At 56.6% G+C, this 22733-nt stretch carries 10 protein-coding genes; 5 read left to right on the forward strand and 5 right to left on the reverse strand.

Annotated elements, in window-relative coordinates; translation table 11 throughout:
• Positions 1 to 97 precede the first annotated feature (97 nt).
• Positions 98 to 3709, forward strand: a complete 3612-nt coding sequence (locus FRD01_RS10200; RefSeq protein WP_146959289.1) for an EGF domain-containing protein — start codon at positions 98 to 100, stop codon at positions 3707 to 3709.
• Positions 3710 to 3742: 33 nt separating this feature from the next.
• Here the strand turns inward: FRD01_RS10200 and FRD01_RS10205 are convergent, their stop codons facing one another.
• Entirely contained in the window at positions 3743 to 4945 is a 1203-nt protein-coding gene (locus tag FRD01_RS10205; RefSeq protein WP_249756159.1) for an AI-2E family transporter, read from the reverse strand.
• Between the two features lie 140 nt (positions 4946 to 5085).
• On the opposite strand from FRD01_RS10205, the gene FRD01_RS10210 reads away from it, so the two are divergent.
• The 3 genes from FRD01_RS10210 to FRD01_RS10220 all read left to right on the forward strand — a co-directional run bounded on the left by FRD01_RS10210 (position 5086) and on the right by FRD01_RS10220 (position 12728).
• On the forward strand, positions 5086 to 9996 hold the full coding sequence (locus FRD01_RS10210; RefSeq protein WP_146959293.1) for a choice-of-anchor Z repeating domain-containing protein: 4911 nt from the start codon (positions 5086 to 5088) through the stop codon (positions 9994 to 9996).
• The gene (locus FRD01_RS10215) at positions 9993 to 10730 is read left to right on the forward strand and encodes a porin family protein (protein WP_146959295.1); all 738 of its coding nucleotides are present in this window, start codon (positions 9993 to 9995) and stop codon (positions 10728 to 10730) included. Before FRD01_RS10210 ends, FRD01_RS10215 begins: the two co-directional genes overlap by 4 nt.
• Before the next feature lie 117 nt (positions 10731 to 10847).
• Complete coding sequence (locus tag FRD01_RS10220) at positions 10848 to 12728, forward strand: serine/threonine protein kinase (RefSeq protein ID WP_146959296.1); 1881 nt, start codon at positions 10848 to 10850, stop codon at positions 12726 to 12728.
• On the opposite strand, the gene FRD01_RS24285 is transcribed toward FRD01_RS10220, so the two are convergent.
• From FRD01_RS24285 to FRD01_RS10235, 3 genes are all read right to left on the reverse strand, one after another.
• Complete coding sequence (locus FRD01_RS24285) at positions 12729 to 14474, reverse strand: hypothetical protein (RefSeq protein ID WP_249756160.1); 1746 nt, start codon at positions 14472 to 14474, stop codon at positions 12729 to 12731.
• A gap of 67 nt (positions 14475 to 14541) precedes the next feature.
• Positions 14542 to 17370: a dynamin family protein gene (locus FRD01_RS10230; RefSeq protein ID WP_146959298.1), complete on the reverse strand. Its 2829-nt coding sequence runs from the start codon at positions 17368 to 17370 to the stop codon at positions 14542 to 14544.
• A gap of 3 nt (positions 17371 to 17373) precedes the next feature.
• Positions 17374 to 17832, reverse strand: a complete 459-nt coding sequence (locus tag FRD01_RS10235) for an MYXO-CTERM sorting domain-containing protein (RefSeq protein ID WP_249756161.1) — start codon at positions 17830 to 17832, stop codon at positions 17374 to 17376.
• Positions 17833 to 17989: 157 nt separating this feature from the next.
• Here FRD01_RS10235 and FRD01_RS10240 point away from each other — a divergent pair, with 157 nt between their 5' ends.
• Complete coding sequence (locus FRD01_RS10240; RefSeq protein WP_146959302.1) at positions 17990 to 21256, forward strand: S41 family peptidase; 3267 nt, start codon at positions 17990 to 17992, stop codon at positions 21254 to 21256.
• Between the two features lie 13 nt (positions 21257 to 21269).
• Here FRD01_RS10240 and FRD01_RS10245 read toward each other — a convergent pair whose 3' ends face one another.
• Positions 21270 to 22676, reverse strand: a complete 1407-nt coding sequence (locus FRD01_RS10245; protein ID WP_146959304.1) for a monooxygenase — start codon at positions 22674 to 22676, stop codon at positions 21270 to 21272.
• Positions 22677 to 22733 lie beyond the last annotated feature (57 nt).

Consider the following 22733-nt stretch of genomic DNA (forward strand, 5'->3'; position numbering starts at 1 on the left):
CACTTTGGGGCCTCTATGAACATATCAAACCATGTTTAGAAGGAGCTCCTTGTATTCTCAAATGTCTGAGAATTTCGTGAGTATTTAGGGCGTCGAGATGCACAAGTTTGTTTTATCCGTAATCTTATTGGGTCTCTTTCCGCTGGCGGCAGAGGCTCAGACTTTTCCTGTTTTCCCAACCGACATCAATGATTGGGAGCCCGTCGTGCGAAACTCGGATCCCGTCGGCGATGTCTTGGGTGATGGTACCGGAAGGCGCGACCTCGTGGGCGATTTTTCCAGACCAGTTGCCTATATGGCATCGGATGCCAACTTCATGTACGGCCGAATTCGCCTCAACGTGGACCCACGTCAGGGTGCAGGGCTTGCACCTTTTTCATGGGGGTTCCTCGTGGACACCGACGGCAACTACGCGGCCTATGAATTCATGATCATGGTGGACGGCATCAGCAACCCCAACAACGTGCTGCTTCAGGCCAATACCACCAAGAGCATTACTGGTGACCCAGGTGATGCGGCGGAGCTGACCGTATGGTCCGGACTCTTCTCCAACTTCGGACAGGTGGTCAAAGCCTGCGACCAGATTGTGGAAGGAAATTGTTTTGAATCGAACGATGACTTCTATTTGGACTTTGCGATACCGTGGGTTGAGTTGGCAAAGACTCCTGTAAACTTCTTACCTGGAAATGAGTTCGCGGTCGTCGCTGCATCGGGCAACTCGAACAACACATTGAGCAATGATTATGCGGGCATCGGCACCTCTTTGACAGACCTGATTTCTGACGAAATCTGCACGGATAGCGACTTTGACGGTATCAGCGATTGCGACGAGGACCTCGACGGTGATGGCGATCCGGCGAACGACGACACGGATTGCGATGGCACGCCAAACTACCTCGATGCAGACGATGATAATGACGGTACCGACACTATCCTCGAGGACACGAATGGGAATGGAGATTGGTTTGACGATGATGCGGACGCGGATGGCGTTCCCGACTTTTTAGACAATGACGACCTCAATCCATTTGTCGCAGTTTCAACTCCTGCCGATGGAGACCTCGTCAATACGGCAGTGACTCAAGTCGAGGGCCTGAGCGACCCAGATGCTGAGGTATCCGTGAGCATTGACGGGGGCACGCCTGTGGTGACCACTGCCGATGCATCAGGCAATTGGACGGCAGTATTGACCTCAAGCATCGCTGACGGTCTGCACTCAATCAATGTGGTTTCTACGTCGTGTCAGGTCAGCGCCGGCACCACGACCACATTCACTCAAGACACCACGCCCCCTGCACTCGCCATACTGACTCCCACCGATGGCACAGTGACCGAGAGTGCTGACGTTCTTGTCTCCGGCACTGCTGAAGTCGGTAGCACCTTGACCGTGAGTGTTGATGGGCAGGCTCCTCAAGCCGTGACGGTTGGTACGGATGGAACCTGGACCTTGCAGCTCACTGGCCTCGCTCTCGGAGGACACACGGTCCTTGCTGTGGCTGAGGATGCTGCCGGAAACACCTCAACTGAGCTCATTGGCTTCACGGTGAATGTCGATGAATGTGCAGACCCTGCAGACAACGACTGCTCGAGCAATGCGGCGTGCATTGATACCCCAACATCCTTTACGTGTGAGTGCCTCCCAGGATTCGAAGGGGACGGCGTTACCTGTACAGATATCGACGAGTGTGCACTTGGTACCGACACCTGTTCGGACGACGCTACATGCACGGACACGGAAGGTAGTTTTGAGTGTGCGTGCTTGCCTGGATTCGTAGGCGACGGCTTTACCTGTACCGACATCGACGAATGTGCGCTCGGGACCGACACATGCGCGGACGACGCCACATGCACCGACACCGACGGAAGTTTTGAGTGCTCGTGTTTGCCTGGCTACCAAGGCGATGGCTTTACCTGTACCGATATCGACGAATGTGCGCTCGGGACCGACACATGCGCGGATGACGCCACCTGCACCGACACCGACGGAAGTTTTGAATGTGCGTGCTTGCCCGGGTACGAGGGTGATGGCTTTACCTGTACCGATATTGACGAGTGCGCCACCGGCGCGGACAACTGCTCGGCGGACGCCACATGCACCGATACGGACGGAAGTTTTGAGTGCGCGTGCTTGCCCGGGTACGAGGGCGACGGCGTGACCTGCACCGATATCGACGAGTGTGCGCTCGGGACCGATACATGCGCGGATGACGCCACATGCACCGACACCGATGGAAGTTTTGAGTGCGCATGTTTGCCTGGCTACCAAGGTGATGGCTTTACCTGTACCGATATTGACGAGTGCGCCACTGGCGCGGACAACTGCTCGGCGGACGCCACATGCACCGATACAGACGGAAGTTTTGAGTGCGCGTGCTTGCCTGGGTACGAGGGCGACGGCGTGACGTGCACCGATATCGACGAATGCCAGTTGAACACGGACGATTGTGCAGGAAACACCTTTTGTTCAAACCTCCCAGGCACCTTCACCTGTGAAGATTGCCCGAGCGGCTTTGAGTCCATCAATGGTGTCTGCGAGGATATTGACGAATGTCTTGAGGGAACCGACACGTGTGATGATCTGACGCAATGTACGAATACGACCGGTGGGTTTGAGTGTAGCGCATGTCCTGATGGCTATACCGACGTCAACGGCGACGGGACTCAGTGTGACGATATCGATGAGTGTCTCGGCAATCCTTGCGATGATGTGACGACATGCACCAACTCTGCGGGTAGTTTCTCGTGCACGGCATGCCCACCAGGCTACGCCGATGTCAACGGAGACGGGACGGTCTGCGAAGACATCAACGAGTGCCTTGAACTCACCGACGATTGCGACGAGCTGGCCGTGTGCGTCAACGAAACCGGCGGATTTACATGCGAGACTTGCCCAACGGGTTACGAAGACGTCAACGGTGATGGCACCGAGTGCGTCAATATCGACGAGTGTACTCTTGGCACTGATAACTGCGATGAGAACGCGAGTTGTACAGATGTTCCGGGAAGCTTCGCATGTGAGTGTTTAACGGGCTACGAGGGTGACGGTGTGTCTTGTGAGAGACTCGATGGCCCAATCATCCTGGTTCCGGCTGAAGGTGAGGTCGTGGCGACGAAACGGCCCACGATTTCGGGAACTGGTGAGCCCGACACGACGATCGACCTGAGTATCGACGGAAACGACCCTGTTGAGGTGGAGGTTGATGCCGAGGGCAACTGGACTTACACACCTGATTTCGACCTTGCAGAAGGAGACCACAGTGTCGAGGTCACCGACGGAATCGATGAGAACTCGGTGGAATTCACCGTGGACACTCGCGGACCGGTGGTTGAAGTCATTACTCCGGCGGATGGGCGAGAATACTCGACTCCTCCGGATGAAATCACGGGTGAAGGGGAGCCTGGCGCCGAGATCATCATCGTGGTTGACGGCGAAGAGATTGGAACTACGGAGGTGGATGAGGATGGAAACTGGTCGTTCCCCCTACCCGACCTTGAGCCAGGCGGTCATACCATCGTGGTCACAGGACGAGATGATGCTGGAAACGAAACGGAGGTGACCACAACCTTTGACGTGGTCGAACCTGTGGTCGAGCCAGAACTACTCTTCGTGGTTGAGGGTGGAGGTTGCTCAGTGGGCGCCGAAGGCGGCCTGTCGATATGGACCATGTTCCTGCTCTTTGCGGTCTTCCGCCGGCGCCGCCCCTTGTAGACTCACGCGGACGGAGCCCGCGTGTAAATCCTTCTATCCTCGAAGCAATTCGCCCGCAGGGCGAATCGACGCGATGTGTTCCGACATGGCCTTGAAGACGGCCATGATCGGAACCGCGAGAAAGAGGCCGATTGGCCCCCACAACCACCCCCAAAACACACAGGCGAGGAGCACGGCGAGGCTGTTGAGTTTGAGGTGACGCCCGAGCACGATTGGGGTCACGAAATTGCCCTCAATGCCCGTCATGGCTCCATAAGCGAGCATTACCCAAAGGACCATCCACCAGTCCCCATACTGCATATAGGTGGCGACGATCGGAAAGACGGTACCCGCGATGGGCCCGACATAAGGGACGAAGTTGAAGATGCCCGCAAGGGCCCCCAACAAGAGCGCATACTTCAAACCGAACGCTGAATAGACCAGCCACGCTACGCCTGCCAATGCCAGGTTTGTGACGAATCGATTGAAGAGGTAGCGCTGCACGTCCTCGTTGACGTTCTGCATAATCTCCAACATCAGGCGGCGCTTTCGAAGCGTGGTGCCCATGATGTTAATCATTTTGGTCTTGAGGACGGGCCCCTCAAGGAGCACAAAAAAGAGCACGAAAATACAGAGCAGGAATTGCCCCGTGAACTCCAAGACCGAGGTGATCCCGCCGAAGACGTAGCCAGTCACGGAGGACCACCACGCGGTGTTGCCTTCGTCCAAGAGCACTCGGATTTGCTCTTCGGTATCTGGTGTGAAGTCTTCAACTGCCCCATCTTGCGGCCTTATGGGGTCTATGAGGCCTTCGAGCTGTATTTGCCATTCAGCGATGACCGCGCGAGCATGGCTTACCGTGTCCGCGATTTGCGGCTCGTACATCGGAATCTCGCTCAGGAATGCCACGATTTCGTACGACATCAAGATCCCAAGCACACCTAAGAGCGCGATAAAGAGCAAGACCACGATCGTCACCGATAGAGGCCTTGGGAGCGCAATTGGGGTGCCGGGGATGCGGTGCGAAACAAGCTTCACCAGCGGCCCCAGCACGTAGGCCAGAAAGATGGCCAGCATGGAGGGGATAAATATGGAGCGCAAAAGGTACAGCGAGGCTGTTGTCGCAATAATCGCCAGAGCGATTTGCGCTGTGCCAGTCGCAGTCCAGTTGATGCCTTCGTTTTTGACTTCTTCACTCACGCCACAACGATCGCTCAAAATCCAGAATAAGCCAGAAAATCGGGCGAGGGCTTTCAAGTGTATTCTTACCGAACACGAAAACACCGGTTCGTATTCAGCTTGTACACAGAATCACGAGCCGTAGGCATTGAGATGCGCTGTCCAGAGGCCTACCTTCAGTCACAACAAGTGTATTCAACAAATGAGTAGGACTGACTATGAACCACAGAATTTGGCGCGCCGCGCTTCTGATGCTGGTTGCAGGGTGTTCCAACGAGATTTCGGGGCCATCGCCACAGATCTCGGACACGAACCCCCTTACACCATCATTCGTGTGTAACGAGCAGATCGAGACGTGGGTACGCGTTGAGGGGAGCGACTTTAGCCCCTTGGTACTCGACGCACTCAACGATCCCTCGGCAGAAAACCCAACGGTGACCTTGACTCGGACCAAGTCGATTGAAGGACAAGGCGCCGAGGAACAAACGCTGGTATTGGACAATAGCGAGACCACTCAGGTTCGTTGGTTCAACAACGAAGAGCTGCAGGTTTTGCTCGGCCCTGAAACCGGTCTAAGTCCAGGCGTTTGGAACGTGACGGTGCAGAATAGCAACGGCAATTCTGCCCAGTCCGAAGATACTCTAGGTGTTCTTCCAAGACCCAGCATCTCGGCCCTTGAGCCGAGCTACACCTGTCTCGCCCAAGGTGGACGGGAGCTCGTAGTCGTCGGGGATCACTTCCTCGTCCAAGGAGAAACGCCCGCCACGGTTGAGATCGGCGACAAGACGTACACCCCGAGCGCCGCTGACGAATGCCGCGACCTGCACCCCGTATTCGGCGGAGCCCAGGTATGCCAGCGCCTGACCATCACGCTCGCCGAGGCGGATTTTGAGCCAGGCTTGCACGATGTCCGAGTCCAAAACGCAGATCCAGCTGCTTGCGAGAGTGTGGTTGAGGACGATGAGTCTAGACTAACGGTCGTGCCCGAGCCCACGCTCGAGGCGATCATCGAAGACCTCACATGCGTGGCGCAAGGTGAGCGAAGCTTCGTGGCTCAGGGATTGAACTTCATTCAGGCCGAAGACGCGCCGAGCGTTGAAATCAACGGTCAAGTCTACGCGACAACAACGTCCGGATGCGAAGAAGTCACGACTTTTGGTGGCTCTTTCCAACGTTGTACCGAAGCCGCGTTCACGATTCCCGCGGCGGACCTGCCAGCGGGCGCATTTGATGTAATCCTGACGAACCCAACGCCAGCTGGTTGCTCCACAACCGAGCCCGTGCAACTCACAGTCGTAGCCCCGCCGAGCATCGCCTCGGTGGAGCCAGGGGTGCTCTGCTCCGAACAACTCGAAAACACCATCACAATAACCGGCGAGGGCTTTGTCACGTACGACGGCACGGCGCCACAAGTACGGATCGCGGGCGAGACCTTTGACTCTACTGCTTCAGATTGCTCGGCGATCTCCACGGTGGTCAATGGCAGTGCCGAGACCTGCACCACGCTGAGTGTTGTAGTACCCGCAGAAACGCTTGAACCAGGCGCACTGGACGTGGTGGTCATCAATCCCGACCCCGCCGGTTGCGAGTCGGAGAGCGAGGTCGAAGTCAATTTCATCGCCCCTCCGAGCGTAACCGAAGTGGTGCGCGATTTCATCTGTGTTGAGACGACTGCAGCAGTGTTCAGAGTGGTCGGCGAGGGATTCCTGGTGTTTGAAGGAACTGCCCCCACGGTGACTGTTGACGGTGTTGCGGCGGCGAATATCGACGCGCAAAACTGTGTGGCTATCGAGGGTGTAGCAAACGCTGAGCTCTGCGACACCTTGGTGCTCGACCTCGCGCTCGGTGCGGTGGAGCCGGGAGTTCACGACGTCGTCGTGGCCAACCCAGCACCCGCTGCCTGTGTATCCACGGAGCCCGCGACCATGGAGGCCTACCCTGCTCCAACGGTGACGGCGGTGACGCCGGAGCTTTTCTGTACGGATGCTGGTGCAACCACACTGACAGTGACGGGTACGAACTTCTACGTGGTCGACGGCGAGAACCCTGCAGTATCTGTGGGTGCAACGCTGATTCCAGCCACTGCGACCGCCGCCACGTGTACGGACACGAATCGAACAGGCCTACAATCGTGTACGGAACTTACGGTAGATGTTCCGCAAGGATTCGTGACGCCTTCGGGTGTGACAGAAATCAGTGTTTACAACCCAGCGCCGGTGGCTTGCGGCGCGTCCATCAGCCAGGAAACGCTCGTGGCAGGCCCACCAAACGTGGATTCCCTGATGCCGATGGCTGTTTGCGCTGGCGAGCAATTTGACGGCATGGTCACGGCTCAAGGTTCAGCGTTTTTGGTCATCGACGGCAACTCGCCGAGCGTCATGATCGAGGGTCAAAGCGTGGCGAGCACGCCTTCGGATTGCACCCCTGTAGACCACCCAACCCTTAGTATCACGACCTGTAACGAGCTTGCTTTTGTGGTTCCCGTGGCGTTCCGAAGCTCAGACGTAGACATCAGCATCTCCAACCCAGCGCCGTCCGATTGCGGACAACGCGACGTCACCCTGGTCCTTGCGCCGACGCCTGAAATTGCGTCGGTAACGCCGCTCAGGCTTTGCGACGCAGGTGGAACCATCCAGATCGACGGTCAGAATTTCGCCGCGGATATGCAGGTCACGCTCGGTACCGAGATGGCAACAACCGTCACGGTCAACGCCACAGGCACAAGCGCCACGGCTGTGTTTGATCAGACAGCCGAGGGCACCTACAGCCTCACGGTCGTCAATCCCGGAACGAGCTGCTCGGCGACTCATATTGAGGACGTTAGGGTTGTCACAGGACCGCGCGCGTTCTACGTGGACCCGCCAGTCCTCTACGATGGCATCTCAACTCAAGTCACGATCTACCTGACCGGTTTGTTCGGTGGAACGCTGACGGGAGCGTCCCTTGTGGATTCTCAAGGTACCGAGATCCCGCTCACCGGTCTGACGTTTGACCCTCAACGCCCGAACGTCGCACAAGCTGTTGTTCCAGCGGATACACTCCCTGAGATGGTGACATCTGAAACTTACGGAGTAATCCTCACAGACGACGTCTCGTGTAGCGAAACCAGTCCCGGCCTCGTCACCATTACGGACGAACTCACCGTGGCAGTCGAGGCGGTCGACCCACCGTTTGGTTGGACCTCGGCCAACACGGACGTGACCATTACCTCGCCTGAGCCCCCTGCGGCTGGTCAAACAAATTTTGCCGCCACGCCACGCGTCTATCTGAACCCAAGCAACGCTCAGGCGGGCGATATCGCCACAGAAGTAAGGGCGGTCCAATACTTAAGCCCAACGGAGCTCAACGGAATCGTGCCACAAGGCCTGCCAGTGGCTACTTATGACGTGATCGTCATCAATCCAGACGGCAGTGTCGGCCTGCTCGCAGGTGGATTTGACGTGACCACTGAGCCACCTCCAACGGTGTCGACAGTGAGCCCCGGATCTTGGGAGACCAACGCAACAAACTGGCTCTTCACAGTGGACGGCGAGAACTTCCGAACTCCAACGATCGAGCTCACATGCCTCTCGGGCAATACGGCTTTGATCACCGTAAACGCATTTACATCGACCACGATCGACGCCTCAGTGGACACTGGGACGCTGACCCACCTCGATGTGTGTGTGATTCGAGTCACGAATACGGACGACGGAACCTATGTGGATTATGCGCCGATCACGGTCACAAACCCTGCCGGAAACTTCGTGTCGTTCGAGAACGGAACCACCATGCAAACTGCCCGCCGCGCACCAGCGCTCGGGGCGGCTCCTGTGACCGCATCCGCTCGGTATATCTACACCGTGGGCGGGGATGATGGCACGAGTGCCGGTGCCCTTACTAGCGTTGAGGCCAGCGGCCTCGATCGATTCGGGCGTCCCGGCGACTGGTTCGAGCTTGGTCAGGCACTGGGTAGTGCCCGAACCCTTTCTCAGGTCGCACGCGTCGGCGATTTCCTTTACCTCGTTGCAGGTCACGACGGCACTGCCGCGACAGGAAGTGTTCTCAGGGCACATGTGCTGAACCCTCTAGACACCACTGAGATCTCAAACGTGGAGTTTGATATCCGCGAGAACCTGATGGGCGGCATGGCACCAGGAGTTTATTATTATCGCGTGGCTCCTGTGATGCCGACCACCGACCCAGCCAACCCCGGTGGCGAAATGCTCGCGTCTGAGCGTCAGCCGGTCAGGATTCCGTTCCAGGGCATCGACCTACTCATCGCGTGGACTCCCTACCCAGGCGCGAGCGAGTACCGCGTCTACCGCTCTCCAGCTCCCGATGCGCCTGCGGGCGAAGAGGAGCTCTTGGTGACCTTGCCAGCAACGAGCACGAGCTATATCGACAACTACTCGCAAGCCACGACGCCCGAATCTCCGCTGCCACTCGGTTCTCTTGGTCAATGGCATGACGCGGGTGTCTCATTGGGCACGGCGCGTTATAGCCACGGCTTGACGGTCGCGGTGGACCCGGCAGACGCCAATCTGCGTCATATCTACGCTGTCGGCGGCACGGATGGCGCCGGAGCTCAACTGAGCTCGGTCGAGCGGGTCTCGGTGACCATCAACGGCCCCAAAGACCAGACACTGGCCACGGGTCAGGTCACAGCCGCGCTTGGTACGGCCAGAACCGAACTCACGGCGTTGACGGCCAACACTGAGGTTGCGTCGAATATCACGAGCTCCGCCAACTACGTTTTTGCGCTCGGCGGAAAGACCGGCGCAAACTCGTTCTCGAGAGCCACAGAATGGGCGGAAGTTCAGGCTGGAGGAGACCTCCTATCGTTCACTGGCACTTCACAAAACCAGCGCAGTCGTTCGGGTTATGCTGCGGCTTTGGCCAACAATAACTTCGTGACAGCATGTGGCCAAAATGGAAGTCCAAGCAACTCGGCAGACAAGATGCCTATCTCTGAGACTTCGCCTCCGAACACCGAAAACCCCTCCGCCTTGGGAGCCACAGGCAACCTGGCAAATCGCTACCTTCCCGGTGCGGTGTCCTTTGGAGGTGTGCTCTACGTGGCAGGCGGTGAAACCGCGTCACCGGCATCAGATACTGTGGACTATTCAACCCTTGGAGGCACTCCATGAGATACTTCGTTTTGACCTTGATACTTGGGTTGCCTGGCATTCTATTTGCTCAAGAGGCTGAGCCCGCGTCGGCACCAGCTGAGGCACCAGCGGAAGCTACTCCGGTCGCTCCTCCTGGACCCGCCGTCGTGCAAAGCGTGGAGCCTGCCGCGACGTCGGAGTCTTCGGACGTGAGTTTTACTCTGGCGCCCCACGTCGGCGTGCTCGTCCCGCAGCTCTTCTCCGAGCTCGAATCTTGGCCCATTTTTGGTCTGGAATTCGGCTACATCCTCCCATTTGACGTGGGCTCCATGGAGCGTCCGTTGGCGATTACGCTTGACGGTATGTACTCGCAGCCTGAGTCATCCGGCAGCGCATTTGAGCCGACCCTTGGCGAGGAAGGCCAGGACTTTGATTGGGAACTCACGCAACGTATGGTCATCGTGGAACTGGCTGCGCAGTGGCGATTCATGCCGGCAGCGCAGGGTTTGAGCGTCTACGGACTCATCGGACCACGGCTCTATTTGCTCGAATCCGTGGTAACTGCATCATCCGAAGGCAGTGATTTTGGCGAAAACGCCGAAACTCAGACTCATGTGGGAATGGTCGCGGGTGGCGGAGTTGAGTATCCGCTTGGACCGGGCTCGCTCTTCGGCGCGCTGGAGTTTGGCTGGAGCGACCTCAACACCCGCGTAACCGGGGACTCCAACACCGGTACCCTGGTCGTAGATCTCGGCTATCGCTTCATGTTCTAGTCCCACCAATAATTGCCAGGGAAATCAGGAAGCGCCGCCATTGGTGGCGCTTCTCTTTTAGTACGTGCTAGGCATAAAAGAGCCGTGCTGGTAGAGTGTTTGTATGAGGGAGTGTGCGTGACTGACGACCTAATGTTCGAGTACGGCGACACGGAATACGATGATTTTTCGTTCGCTACCGAAGCCCAACCACAAGCGGGCCTGCCTGAGAAAGGCTCCGTTGTAGACGGGCGCTACCGCGTAAAACGTCGGATTGGCGAAGGCGGATTTGGCTGGGTGTTCGAAGTTGAGCACACCATGCTCGGGCAAAGTTTTGCCATGAAAATCCTTCACACTCGACTCGCCCAAGACCAAGACTGGCACGTGAGATTCCGCCAGGAGGCACGAGCCACAAGCCTCATCGGTCACGAGAACATCGTCTTCGTGACGGATTTCGGTGCCTGCCCAACGTATGGCTACTACTTCGTCATGGAGTATCTGGACGGTCAGTCCTTAGCCGATTTTTTGGAGCGCCACCGTCAGCTAGACCTTCAGAGTGTGGTGCGGTTTTCGCTGGCAGCCTCAAGTGCATTGTCGGCGGTCCACGACCTTGGCATCGTGCACTCCGACCTGAAACCCGCGAACGTCATGCGAATCGAGCGGCCAGGCCGTGACGTCGTCTGGAAGTTCTTGGATTTCGGGACGTCGAATCTCGTAGTCAATAGCATCGAGTCTGAGAGCGTTTTTGGAACGCCCGCTTACATGCCTCCGGAACAGGCGGCCGGAATTGAGGTGGACCATCGAGCAGACCAATTCGCGCTCGGTTGCATCATCTACGAAATGCTGACCGGCGAAATTCCGTTTCCCACGGAACGGTGGTCGGACGCTTTTGCCGAAAAGCGCAGAAAACAAGGCTGGACGCCGATTTCTAACTACCGCAAAGACATCCCTCCTGGCGTTGAAGACGTCATCAAACGCGCCTTGGCCCTCAAACGTGTTGAGCGGTTCGAGAGTGTTTCCGAGTTCATCTCCGAATTCTGCTCTGCGGCGGGCCAGAAGGTCACGCCCGTGGGTGACCCGCTCGATTTGAGGGTTGGAGCTCAACGCGGGTTTGAACGCTCGATGACCGCACCAAAAGTCTCGATTCCTAATGATGCTGCCGAATCCATGGTCGTGCTCCTCCAAGAGGATGACTCCACGGACGAGCTCGCGAGCCTCATGCCTCGCATCGACATCGTCTTTAATAGTGTGGATAGATTGCGGCGCGAGTATCGTAGAAACCTTGTAGGGGGAGGCATTTACGTACCATCCGACTCGCTTCCTCCACTAGGCACTCCGGTTTTGGTGAACATGACCTTACTTCCCAAGGGGCTCAACGTGGAGCTCGAGGGCCGCGTGGTCTCACATAACCTACAAGAACGGGCGCTCCCTGTAGGTTTCGGCGTGGCGTTGGAGAAGAAGGCCGAAGTGAAGCTTCAGGACTTCCTCAATAAGTCGCAGATCGCACCGAGGTTTGAGCCGAACGTTCTGGTCTCAAGCGTCCGTGAACCGAGTGCTGGAGATAATCTCAGCGCTGGAGAGGCATTTCTCTTGACGCGCCTTCCAGACCCTATGCGCGTAGGTCAGATTCGCCAGATGTTGGCGGGTCTTCCATACGAAGTGGACGAATTGATTGCGGAGCTCTCACAGCGGGGCTTCGTGCTCCTTGAGAACGTGGACCGCACGTCCATTAAAGTAGAGGCCATCAAGCGTGCGCCTTCCAAAGATCGCAAAGAAGAAGTCAAACAGATCCTGGAGCTCGCGGATTATTTTGAGCGCGCGGGCAACTTCCTGGGCGCCATGGACGTGATTCGTCGCGGCGTTGAAGTGGAGTCTGGACGAGTTGACCTTCGTCTCAGACTGGCCCGATACTACCGCGACTTCCGGGGCAATAAAGAAGCCGCCCGACGCGAGGCCGAAGCGGCTTTGAGAGTTGAACCGGACAATAAGGCGGTTCACACGTTCATTGCGGGACTCTGATTACTCAGCGCAATGCTCTTGGATGTCTGAGCAGCAGTCTCCGTACTCGGCACATGCGGTGTCACACCAGCAAGAGCCGTCCGCGGACGAGCCACCACAAGCAGCCTGACAGCTTCCTGCAAACGGATTTTCTGGCTCCACAACCACAAGTCCTGGATCTTCCTCTTCCTCTTGAGACACATTGGCGATCTTCTTAGTTACCGATGCGTGCAGACCGTGTCCGACATAGTCGAGACCAAGGATGCCTTTGTGCTTACCCTGTGCAACCACGTGGAAGATGCTCGGCGGTACGAAGTAGCCGGTTCCGGAGTCATCGCGTGGTCCAGTGACCTGACGAGCCTGAGCCATGAGTGGTGCCAGGTTTTGCTGGAACTCTGCATAATCGCTGTACGAGGTCGAAACCACACCAATAAGAGCTTCGAAAAGCTGGTCGACAGCCTGGCGCCGTGGGTCCTCAGCAGGAATTTGGTCCATAGCCATCGCCTCCAGGAGGCCCGGCTTCATAGCGCTCAAGAGGTTGCCTTGAACCGGTGCGATCGACTCGCCCATTTGCTCACGAGGTACGTGCGTGCGAAGGAATTGCTCAACGATATCAGCCATGGTCATTGGCTTGAAAGCGAGCTTCTGAGCTTCTTCAGCAGCGTTTGGCGCGTACTGAGGAGCTGGCTTGAGGTCTTCCGGTGGAAGGTTCAGCGCCACAAGTGGAGCCTTGGGATTGTCGTTCATGGTAATGAACGTGTTTGGCTCACCTGCCTGGCTCTTCTCAACTTCAGCCAGGAAGAGTCCCCATGCTTCTTCGCCGACCAAAGGAATCATGGTCTCTGCGTTGAGTGGGAAGTGCATACCGGCTGACGCTCCGAGGAACGCGAGCTCCGCGCAATAGACCTGGTTAGCCGGGTCTTGGAAGAACGCAATCGCGTCTTGGTCTCCACCGATAGCGAGAACCATCTGACGCACGTGCTCACGCAATTTCTCAATCGAGTGTGCAGCCAACGGATCGCCGCCGTTGTAGTCGCCAGGGAAGTTGGAGACGGCATTAAAGCCCATGGTCATCAACAAGATATTGTCGTTGAAAGCCATGACTTGGTCAGCGTTCAAATACTCAGGATACTTCGGTTTGACGAAGATCATCGAGTAAACTTCGTCGCCGAAGAGACCGTCTTCGTAGGTTTGTGGGTTGTTCAAGGTGATGGCGCCAGGTTTGCCATCACGAACCACACCGACCACGATTTGGATATGAGTATCCTGAAGCTTGACTTGCTCCTTGATATTCGCCTGAAGGTCCGCGGGGCTAAGGGTGCGGTACTCAGGACGGTGATGTTTGATGGAGTATCCTACGATACCAGGCCCAAACGCTTGAGCGATGACTTCATCTCCTCGCTCAATGATTGCGCCAGTCGCATCCGCCACCTGGTCGGTGTTGGAGTAAGGAATGACGTTGACAGCTTTTCCAAAGAGGTGAGTTGGTGCTGCGAACTGAGCGGCACCAAGGTCCACGTGAACCACGAACGCATCCTCAACCTTCTCCATGGTTGGCCCAGGGTAGCGCGCATTGAGGGCCGCGATATCCGCGGTGTACTCCGAGATAAACACGTCGCCTGGGCCGTCACATTTGCCTTCGCAAGGTGTTGCCTTGACGCGTGAAAATTCCGAGAGGCCGTTCTCAGTTGCGCTATCACATCCACCAAATCCAAGGACACCTGCAAGCGCAAGTGCAGCCCAGCTCCATTTCAAATTCATTCTCATTCTAGGACCTCCATCCATTTGTGTTGTGGAGCGGGGAACCTATACAAAAGAAGTTGAAAAATAAAGTTTATTCTCGTGATCTTTCAGGAATATTCAGAATGTATTTGGTCTGAAGTTCAATGAGCTCAACGTCTGCACGCAGGCGGTCTAAGAAGAGTTGGCTTCTGCGGCTCCAGGACTCACCCCACGACTTGGCCTCGTCGTGGAATACCGCACGAACAGGAGGAATCAACTCGCGGATACGTGAAGGCCAGAGAGACCGGTCGATCTCCGCGGTCTTGATGAGGTGTTCCCGTCCAGTTGCGCATCTTCCACGCGTCTCGGCTACGATCTGCCCGCGAATCCGCTGCTCAAGCACCATCCGAGCCTGTCGAGATTCATCAAAAAACCCTTCGATTCGCCGCTGTAATGAACGGGCTTCGTCGATTTCAAGTCCTTCGAGCGCCACGTCGAGCTGCTGGGCGAGCTGCGTCTCCAAACTTTGGAAAAGCTCGAGCACGCCTAAGTACGCTGGGTTCAGAACATCTTTGACTCGGTCGACCACGAGCCGGCCCAGAAACTCGGCATCTTCCTCGTTGAGCTTGAGTTTGGTGATCAGCTGCCCACTTGGACGTAACGTCTCCTCAACCTCCTTCTGGATAACGGTGAGTAGAAACTCGACCTTATCGTCCAAGTCTCGCTCGATTGCTGCTTGTTTGGGCTCGACGTCCTTCAACGCATGAGATGTCCAACTCTTGGTTTTGTCGAGCACTGCCATGGACCTCGAGAGGACATTGATGCGTCGGTCGCGAAACTCGGCGATGAGCTCCATCAGCTCGTTTGATTTTCGGCCAACCTCGAGGACTTTGAGGCGCCCGGCTCTGGCTACAATTCGCTCCTCTACAAAGGCTCGAAAATCCTCGAACGCTCGGTCTTCTTCGGTCCGAGCACGAAGTGCAGAAACCGGAAACACGCCCAAGATATCGTCGCCAATATTCTCGGTGACATAGTCCACCAGCTCTTGCACATCGTCCGGATTTTGAAGGCGATCTACCTTGTTGATGACCACGACGATCTTCTCGTCCCCGTTCTTTACTCGGTCGATGAGCTCGAATTGCGTCTGACTCAGGACCTGATTGGCGTCCATGACCCAGAGAATTGCCTCGGCGTTGTTCAGAGCGCGTTCGGCCACAGCCTCGTGGCGCTCCTCAATGGCATTGAACCCTGGCGTGTCCCAATACTCCAAGGCTCTCAGTGATGGATGCGGAAATACGAACTCGATCCGTTCAATCTCTTCAGCGTTTTCGCGCATCAACTCGCTGGCCCTTTCGAAGTCACACTCTTCGGCTTTGGTGTCGTGGTCATCGGTGTAATAGACCCGCGCCGCACGCCTCGGCCCAAACCTCACGACGCCTTGATGCGCTGTGGTCGGGAGCACACCTACGGGCAGGAGATCCTCACCTAATAACGCGTTTAGAAGTGTGGACTTTCCTGCGTTGAATTCGCCTACGATCGCGAGTGCAAGAGGGGCATTGAGCTGACTCGTCAAAGCCTGGGCCTGGGGGATGAATCGTGCCAGACGGCCGTCCAACGAAAGCCATTCGTTGACCTCTTCGAGGAAATGCGCGAGCCCCAGAGGATCTTTGGCACCTGGCAGGTGGGCCCAATTGTAGCGAAGCTCTTGGAAACAAGCCTCGAGCACTTCGCTGCCTTCGGCGGCATCAGTCGCTTGAAGGCCAAGCGTATTCGCCTCCTGAAGATGGACCACAGCGTCTGCAAAATCTCCCTGAGCCTTGAGCAGTTTCCCGAGCTCCAGCAGGGCCTGCGCACGGACTTCAAGCTCCGAAGCCTCGCGCAAAGCCTCGTCCAAATAGTACCTCGCCGTGCCGAGTTCCTGGCGCGACACATTCCAGCGCGCAATCCACACGAGCGCTTCAGCGCGGCTCTTTGGACTTGAGAGCGCACGCTGGAAATTGCCACCCGCCATATCAAACGCCCCGAGGCTGAGTTGTGCGCGCCCAAGCCCAATGAGCGCCTCTGCGTTATCGGAGTCCAATTCGAGTGCGCGTTGTAGGGCCTTTTGTGCGTCTTCAAAGTGCCCAAGCGTCAGGGCAGCCAAACCCCGAATCAAAAACCAAGAAAGTTTGAGTTCGGACTTGTCTGGATCCCCTTGAAGCAGCTCGATGGCGCGAGCTGGGTCTGCTCTATGTACAAGGCGTGCGAGCCCGAGGCGCGCCACGGGCTCTCCGCCGTCTAGAGCCGCTTCGTAGCTCTCCTTCGCGCGTTGTATCTGGCCGGTTTCCTCGAAGAGCCAACCGAGAAGCACCTGCCTCTCTTTGGACGGCGCCTGAACCTCGCTTTGCTCAAGGAGTTCGAGCGCTGCCTTGGAGTCACGAGCGGCCGTCGCACGTACAAGCCCATCGAGGCAACCCCAGTGATTCGGGTGCAATTTATGAGCTCTCTTGAGTTCACGTTCCGCCTTATCTTTGCGTCCGAGCGTCAAGAGGATTCGCCCCAGAGCCCACGAAATCTCGAATTCGTACTCCTGGTAGTCTTTGAGTTCGGTGGCGCATCTGAGGTGGTGATGCGCCTCGCGAGTCCGCCCCAATTTCTCCATGGATTCCGCAGCGCGCAGATGAAGGAGCGCCGTCTCTCGAATCTCAAGGGCCTTTTGGGTGGACTCAAAAGCAGCTAACCACTCGTTTTGAGCGCGTTGGGCGCGGGCCATCAGCGCCCAGGTACGCTGGATATTCGGATGGCGCTCTGCGATCTTTCGCAAGATCTCCTGAGCTTTGTAAGAATCGCCTGACTCGATATACCGAATAGCGTCTTCGTGTACGCGATTCACATCGTCTGGTATTCGGACTTCGTCTAGAATATCTCCCACACGCCCAGAAATCTTGTCAAAAATACTCATATCTCAGGCGCGCTTACGACGTCGAAGGAGCCCAACAACTCCCAGGAGGAAGAGCGAAGCGAAGCCGGTCCCGGACGCACTCGTACACCCGTCTTCCTCCTCATAGTCTTTGGTCACGGTTGATTCGAATTCAACATCGACGATCACATCGTCAAGCCCGAGTGTGATAGTAAAAGCCTCCTGAGTCGTTTGGCCCTCGCGAAAGACCTGAATGTTGAGGTTTTCTCCTGGCTGGGCCGTCTCTTGCCGATAGCCAATCTCTTCTTCGCAGTTGTTCGTGATGATTAGGTCGGCGGTGCCCACGCATTCGCTACCTACGACCTCGAACCCTAGGCACTCTTGTGCAGGATCAGCCTCGACGGTAAACGAGTCCACACGGATATCTTCGGTGCACCCCGCAAAGGCGGCCTGGGCCACCGTCATCGAAAGTACAGATGCGAAAAAAACAGCTACAATCTTCATGTCAACCTCTCTCATCGGTGTGAGTTTTATCCAACCATATTTCAGGTTCATTGGGTATCTGCATGTGGTGTGCCACCAGAAACTCAAGACTCTACGGTTCCAATTCCAGATGAGTAGGCTATAAGCTTGAGCCCTTTCTCGTCGAGTGAGAACACGTATGAACCAAGGTTATTATCGTTATCCAACTGTCTTTGAAGACCGTGTGGTCTTTGTGTCTGACGACGACCTATGGGAAGTGCCTCTGAGTGGTGGGAGAGCCTCCAGGCTAACCTCCGGGATGGGGGAGATCTCCAGACCCTATTTTTCGCCAGACGGAAAGTGGATAGCGTTTACCTCGGACGAAGAGGGTAACAAAGAAGTCTATGTGATGCCTTCGGACGGCGGACCGGCGCAGCGCCTGACGTACCTCGGGGTGGAGTCACTCACCGTGGGCTGGACGCCAGAATCAAAGATCGTCTTTATCACGACTCACGCCCAGCCCTTCGTGCGCCCATTTGTGCTCTTTGAAGTCCCCCTTGATGGAGGTGAGCCACATCAGCTGCCGTGGGGACCCGCGATGGGCATCTCTTACCAAGACGCACCAGGCAAAGACGGTGTGGTGCTCGCCCGTAATTCCGACGACCTCGCCCGATGGAAGCGCTACAAGGGAGGAACGGCAGGTACATTGTGGATCACCCGAGATGGAGATGAGTGGGAACGCCTCTTCCCCGACATCACATCAGGCTTTTGCCGACCAATGTGGATTGGCGAGCGCATCTACTTCATCAGCGATTTCGAAGACCACGGAAATATCTACTCTTGTGACCTCTTTGGCCAAGACCTGGTGCGGCACACAGACCACGAAGGGTTCTACGCGCGGTACGCAACATGCCACGCCTCTCATATCGTCTACACAGTTGCCGGCGCCTTGTGGACGCTCGATACAGCGACTGGCCAAGAGAGAGAAATCCCGGTCGGCTTTCCATCTCCAAGGACCCAACTCAAGCGTCGATATATCGACCCGCTCCCCTACGTGAGCGAAGTCACCTTGCATCCCGAAGGTCATTCGATGGCCGTCGTCACACGCGGGAGCGTCTTCAACTTCGCACATTGGGAAGGTGCGGTGAGGCAGACAGGCCGGGCGAGTGCGGTCGGTTACCGATCCCCGGTATATCTGGATGGTGAGCGGATCCTTGTGGTCTCTGACGAAGGCGGGGAGGAGCGTTTTGAGATCCATGCGGCTCAGGGCGTCGAAGATCCCAAACCTATCGCGGTCGGCTTTGATATCGGGCGCCCTCTTGAGTTGGGCCTCAATTCCAAGGGCATCTTAGCCTTCACGAATCATCGCCACGAGATCTGCGTTCTCGATCCTGCCACGGGCGAAGGGCGCGTTCTGGACCGTAGCGAATACGAGCGTATCGAAGGCTTCTCGTGGTCGAGCGACGGGCGCTATCTGGCCTATAGTGTCCTGACCTCCACCAATACGGCAGTCATTCGTGTGCACGACTTTCAAACCGACCAGACTCACGACGTGACAACCGGTGAATTCCGAGACGTGCTGCCGGTTTTCGACCCAGAAGGACGATACCTCTACTTTGTGTCCCACCGATTTTTTGAGCCGGTCCAGGACCAACTCTTCTTTGAGGTGAGCTTTCCGGCAAGCGCAAAGCCCTGCCTTATCACGCTGCGATCCGACGTGCCCTCACCTTTCGTTGAGCGTCCTCGCCCATTGGACGGTGACTCAGACGAGGATGAAGACGAGCCAGAAACCGAAAAAACCGGTGATTCGGACGAGGGTGAAAACGCCAAAGAAGAAGAAGAAGTGCTCGAAATCGAATTCGAAGGTATTGAGGAACGCGTCGATTCGTTCCCGGTCGCGGTCTCGGACTACGCTCAGATTGATGCCACGGATGAGCGCGTGTTCTGGACGAGTTTCGGCATCGAAGGCAGTGGATTTCGGTCGGCGCTTAGCCCGCCAAAGCCGAGCGGCCGAATCGCCTATTTCAATATCAAAGAGAATGAAGTCAAACCCTTTGCCGTAGAGGTCGATGGCTTCCTGCTTGGGCCAGACCGCAAAACCATGTTGCTCTGGGGCGAAGGCCTGCGCGTGGTCAGCGCAAGTGCGGCTATGGTGGGTGAAGACGATGAAGACGATATGCCAAGCCGAAAGTCGGGCTGGGTGGACCTCAACCGTATCGGCTTGATGGTGGATCCCAAGGCCGAGTGGAAACAAATGCTTCGGGAGTCGTGGCGGCTGATGCGAGACCACTTCTGGGACCCAGACCTTGGAGGCGTAGATTGGAACGCCATTTGGGACAGGTATCTTCCACTCCTGGATCGCGTTTCAACTCGCGGCGAATTCAGCGATGTGGTCTGGACGATGCAAGGCGAGCTTGGCACGTCTCATGCCTATGAACTCGGAGGAGATTATCGCCGCGGAAGTCCAGCGATTCCCGGTTTCCTCGGTGCTGATTTTGAGTGGGATGAGGGCGCTCAAGGCTACCGCCTGACTCATATCGCACGCGGGGATGCTTGGAGCCCCGACGGCTCTCCACTCGCCAAGATCGGCATCGATGCGCGAGTTGGGGACGTTGTGATGGGAATCAATGGTACTCGGGTCGAACCCAACGTGCCGATTCAGCAATACCTTTTGAACCTCGCGGGCCAGGATGTAGAGCTCGTGCTCGCACGAAAGCCATCTTCCCAAGACGAAGAACCCGTTGTGCAGGCTATTACCGTAAAGTCTTTGTACAGTGAGAGACCTGCTCGCTACAGAGAATGGGTGATGCGAAACCGCGCTCAGGTGCATGCCGCCACTGAAGGTCGGGTTGGCTATATTCATATCCCGGATATGTCCCTGATTGGCTTTGCTGAGTTCCATCGCTCGTTCTTACAAGAGGTTCACCGCAACGGGCTGATCGTGGATGTTCGCAACAATGCGGGCGGCTACGTGAGCCAGCTGCTCCTCGAAAAATTGGCGAGGCAGAGGTTCGGCTGGGATATCAACAGGTGGGGCACTCCAACGCCCTATCCTGCTGAATCCGTGGCAGGGCCTCTGGTGGCATTGACGGACGAACACGCCGGAAGTGACGGCGACATCTTCAGCCACACTTTCAAACTGATGAAGCTTGGCCCACTGGTGGGCAAGCGTACGTGGGGCGGCGTTGTGGGCATTTGGCCGCGCCATCCCTTGGCGGACGGAAGCATCACCACCCAGCCTGAATTCTGTTTCTGGTTCACAGACGTGGGCTACGACGTGGAGAACTACGGGACCACGCCCGACATTGAGGTTGAAATCCCACCTCACGACTTTCAAGGCAGCCGTGACGCGCAGTTGGAGACGGCGATCAAGGCAGTCCTCGATCTCCCTCCCGCCCCTGAGCTTCCGGATTTCGGGCCAAAGCCCAATAAGTTCACGCGGCCTCTGCCGCGCAGGAAAGTCTAATTCCCGAAAGCCGTCAGAACGGCAATTCGCGAATGATGAAGTAGTTCAGACACATTTCGTCGAACGTGCCTTCACCCCACGTGATATCGCGTGGCATCTGGCCCGTGGGCTGGTTTCCCGGTGAGTTGTCGTACCAACACTCGAGGTTGATGGTCGTGCCTGCAATCACCTCCATAGGCTCGTTGTAGAGGTAGACGTTTTGCCAGCCGAAGTCCCATTTTGGGATGTCAACGTAACAGGTGTCTTGGCCACCACGAGATCCCGATGCTTTGATGCGAGTTCCAAGCTGGTGCATATGGGGCAGCACTCCGTAGAGCCGCGTTCCGATAGGCAGCTGCACCGACCCTGAAGCATAGCCATTGGCCTCGCCCGCTGGCACGTAGAGGTCCGTAACCGGGAACGGGAACATCGAGAGTTTCTCGGCGGGTTCATCTTCGGTCAAATGCAGGTCGATTTGGGTTCGGTCAGACTGATCGCTATTCAGAGTGTTGTAGTGGATCTGAACCACGATGGTGGAGTTCGCTGGAATTCGGATTCCACGGTCGTTGCCATACTGCACGGCTGCGGTTCCCGGGGCCCATGCACCGAGCATACCCTGCACATCGTCTACGCGATTTCCGCCAAAGCACTGCCAACCAGGCGTGGTCGGGTCTTCGTTTTCGAGCTGCTGAATTCGCCCGGCCTGGTCAGTTCCAACCGCCCAGAAGAGCATATGGTGCACGCTAGCAATATTACCGGGTTTGGTCTCATAAGCCGTGAGGAAGCGGTCCTCAGAGAAGTTCGTCTCGATGGCAAAGCAGTGATAATCGTCAATCGACTGCCCTGGAGGGCTCGGCAGGTAGTCCGTCCCGATGTCCACGACGTAGTCCGGCTCACCCAATTCCACGGCACTATCGACCGCCGGTGGAACGTATTCTGAAGCATCGCCTTCAGGCATGCCGGCATCGGCCCATGCCTCGAGCTTGGTGAGCTCTTCAGGTGTTACGATCTTAGGGTCTCTGAAGTCGCCGCACTCCTGCGAAGGCGGCCACGGTGGCATCTCGCCAGACTTGACGGCTGCTACGATCACATTTGCCATGGGGCGCGCAGCGTCAAACGAATCGAGCGCAAACGGCCCGATTCCGCCATCGTAATGGCATTGATTACAGTTGCGCTCCAGAATCGAACGAACCGCGCCGTGGTAAGTGACCTCGCCGGTGTTGTTGTTGGCGGGGTTATTCGACTGGTTATTCGAACTCGTGTTAATGGAGTCGTTATTGCTCTGAGTATTATTACTCGAAGCGTTATTGCTTTCTGCGTTGTTCTCTTTATTTTCCGTGTTGTTAGGGTCCGCCCCTGTTTCACCAGGATCTGATTTACTATCGTCTCCACACGCTGCCAATACGAGTGCTGCCGCGGCAACCCAAAGGGTAATTTTCATGATTTTCCTTGTTCGCTCATCACTTGAAGGCCCCCATTGTAACGATTCATTCAACTT

Source organism: Microvenator marinus (assembly GCF_007993755.1).
Classification (GTDB): Bacteria; Myxococcota_A; Bradymonadia; order Bradymonadales; family Bradymonadaceae; genus Allomicrovenator; species Allomicrovenator marinus.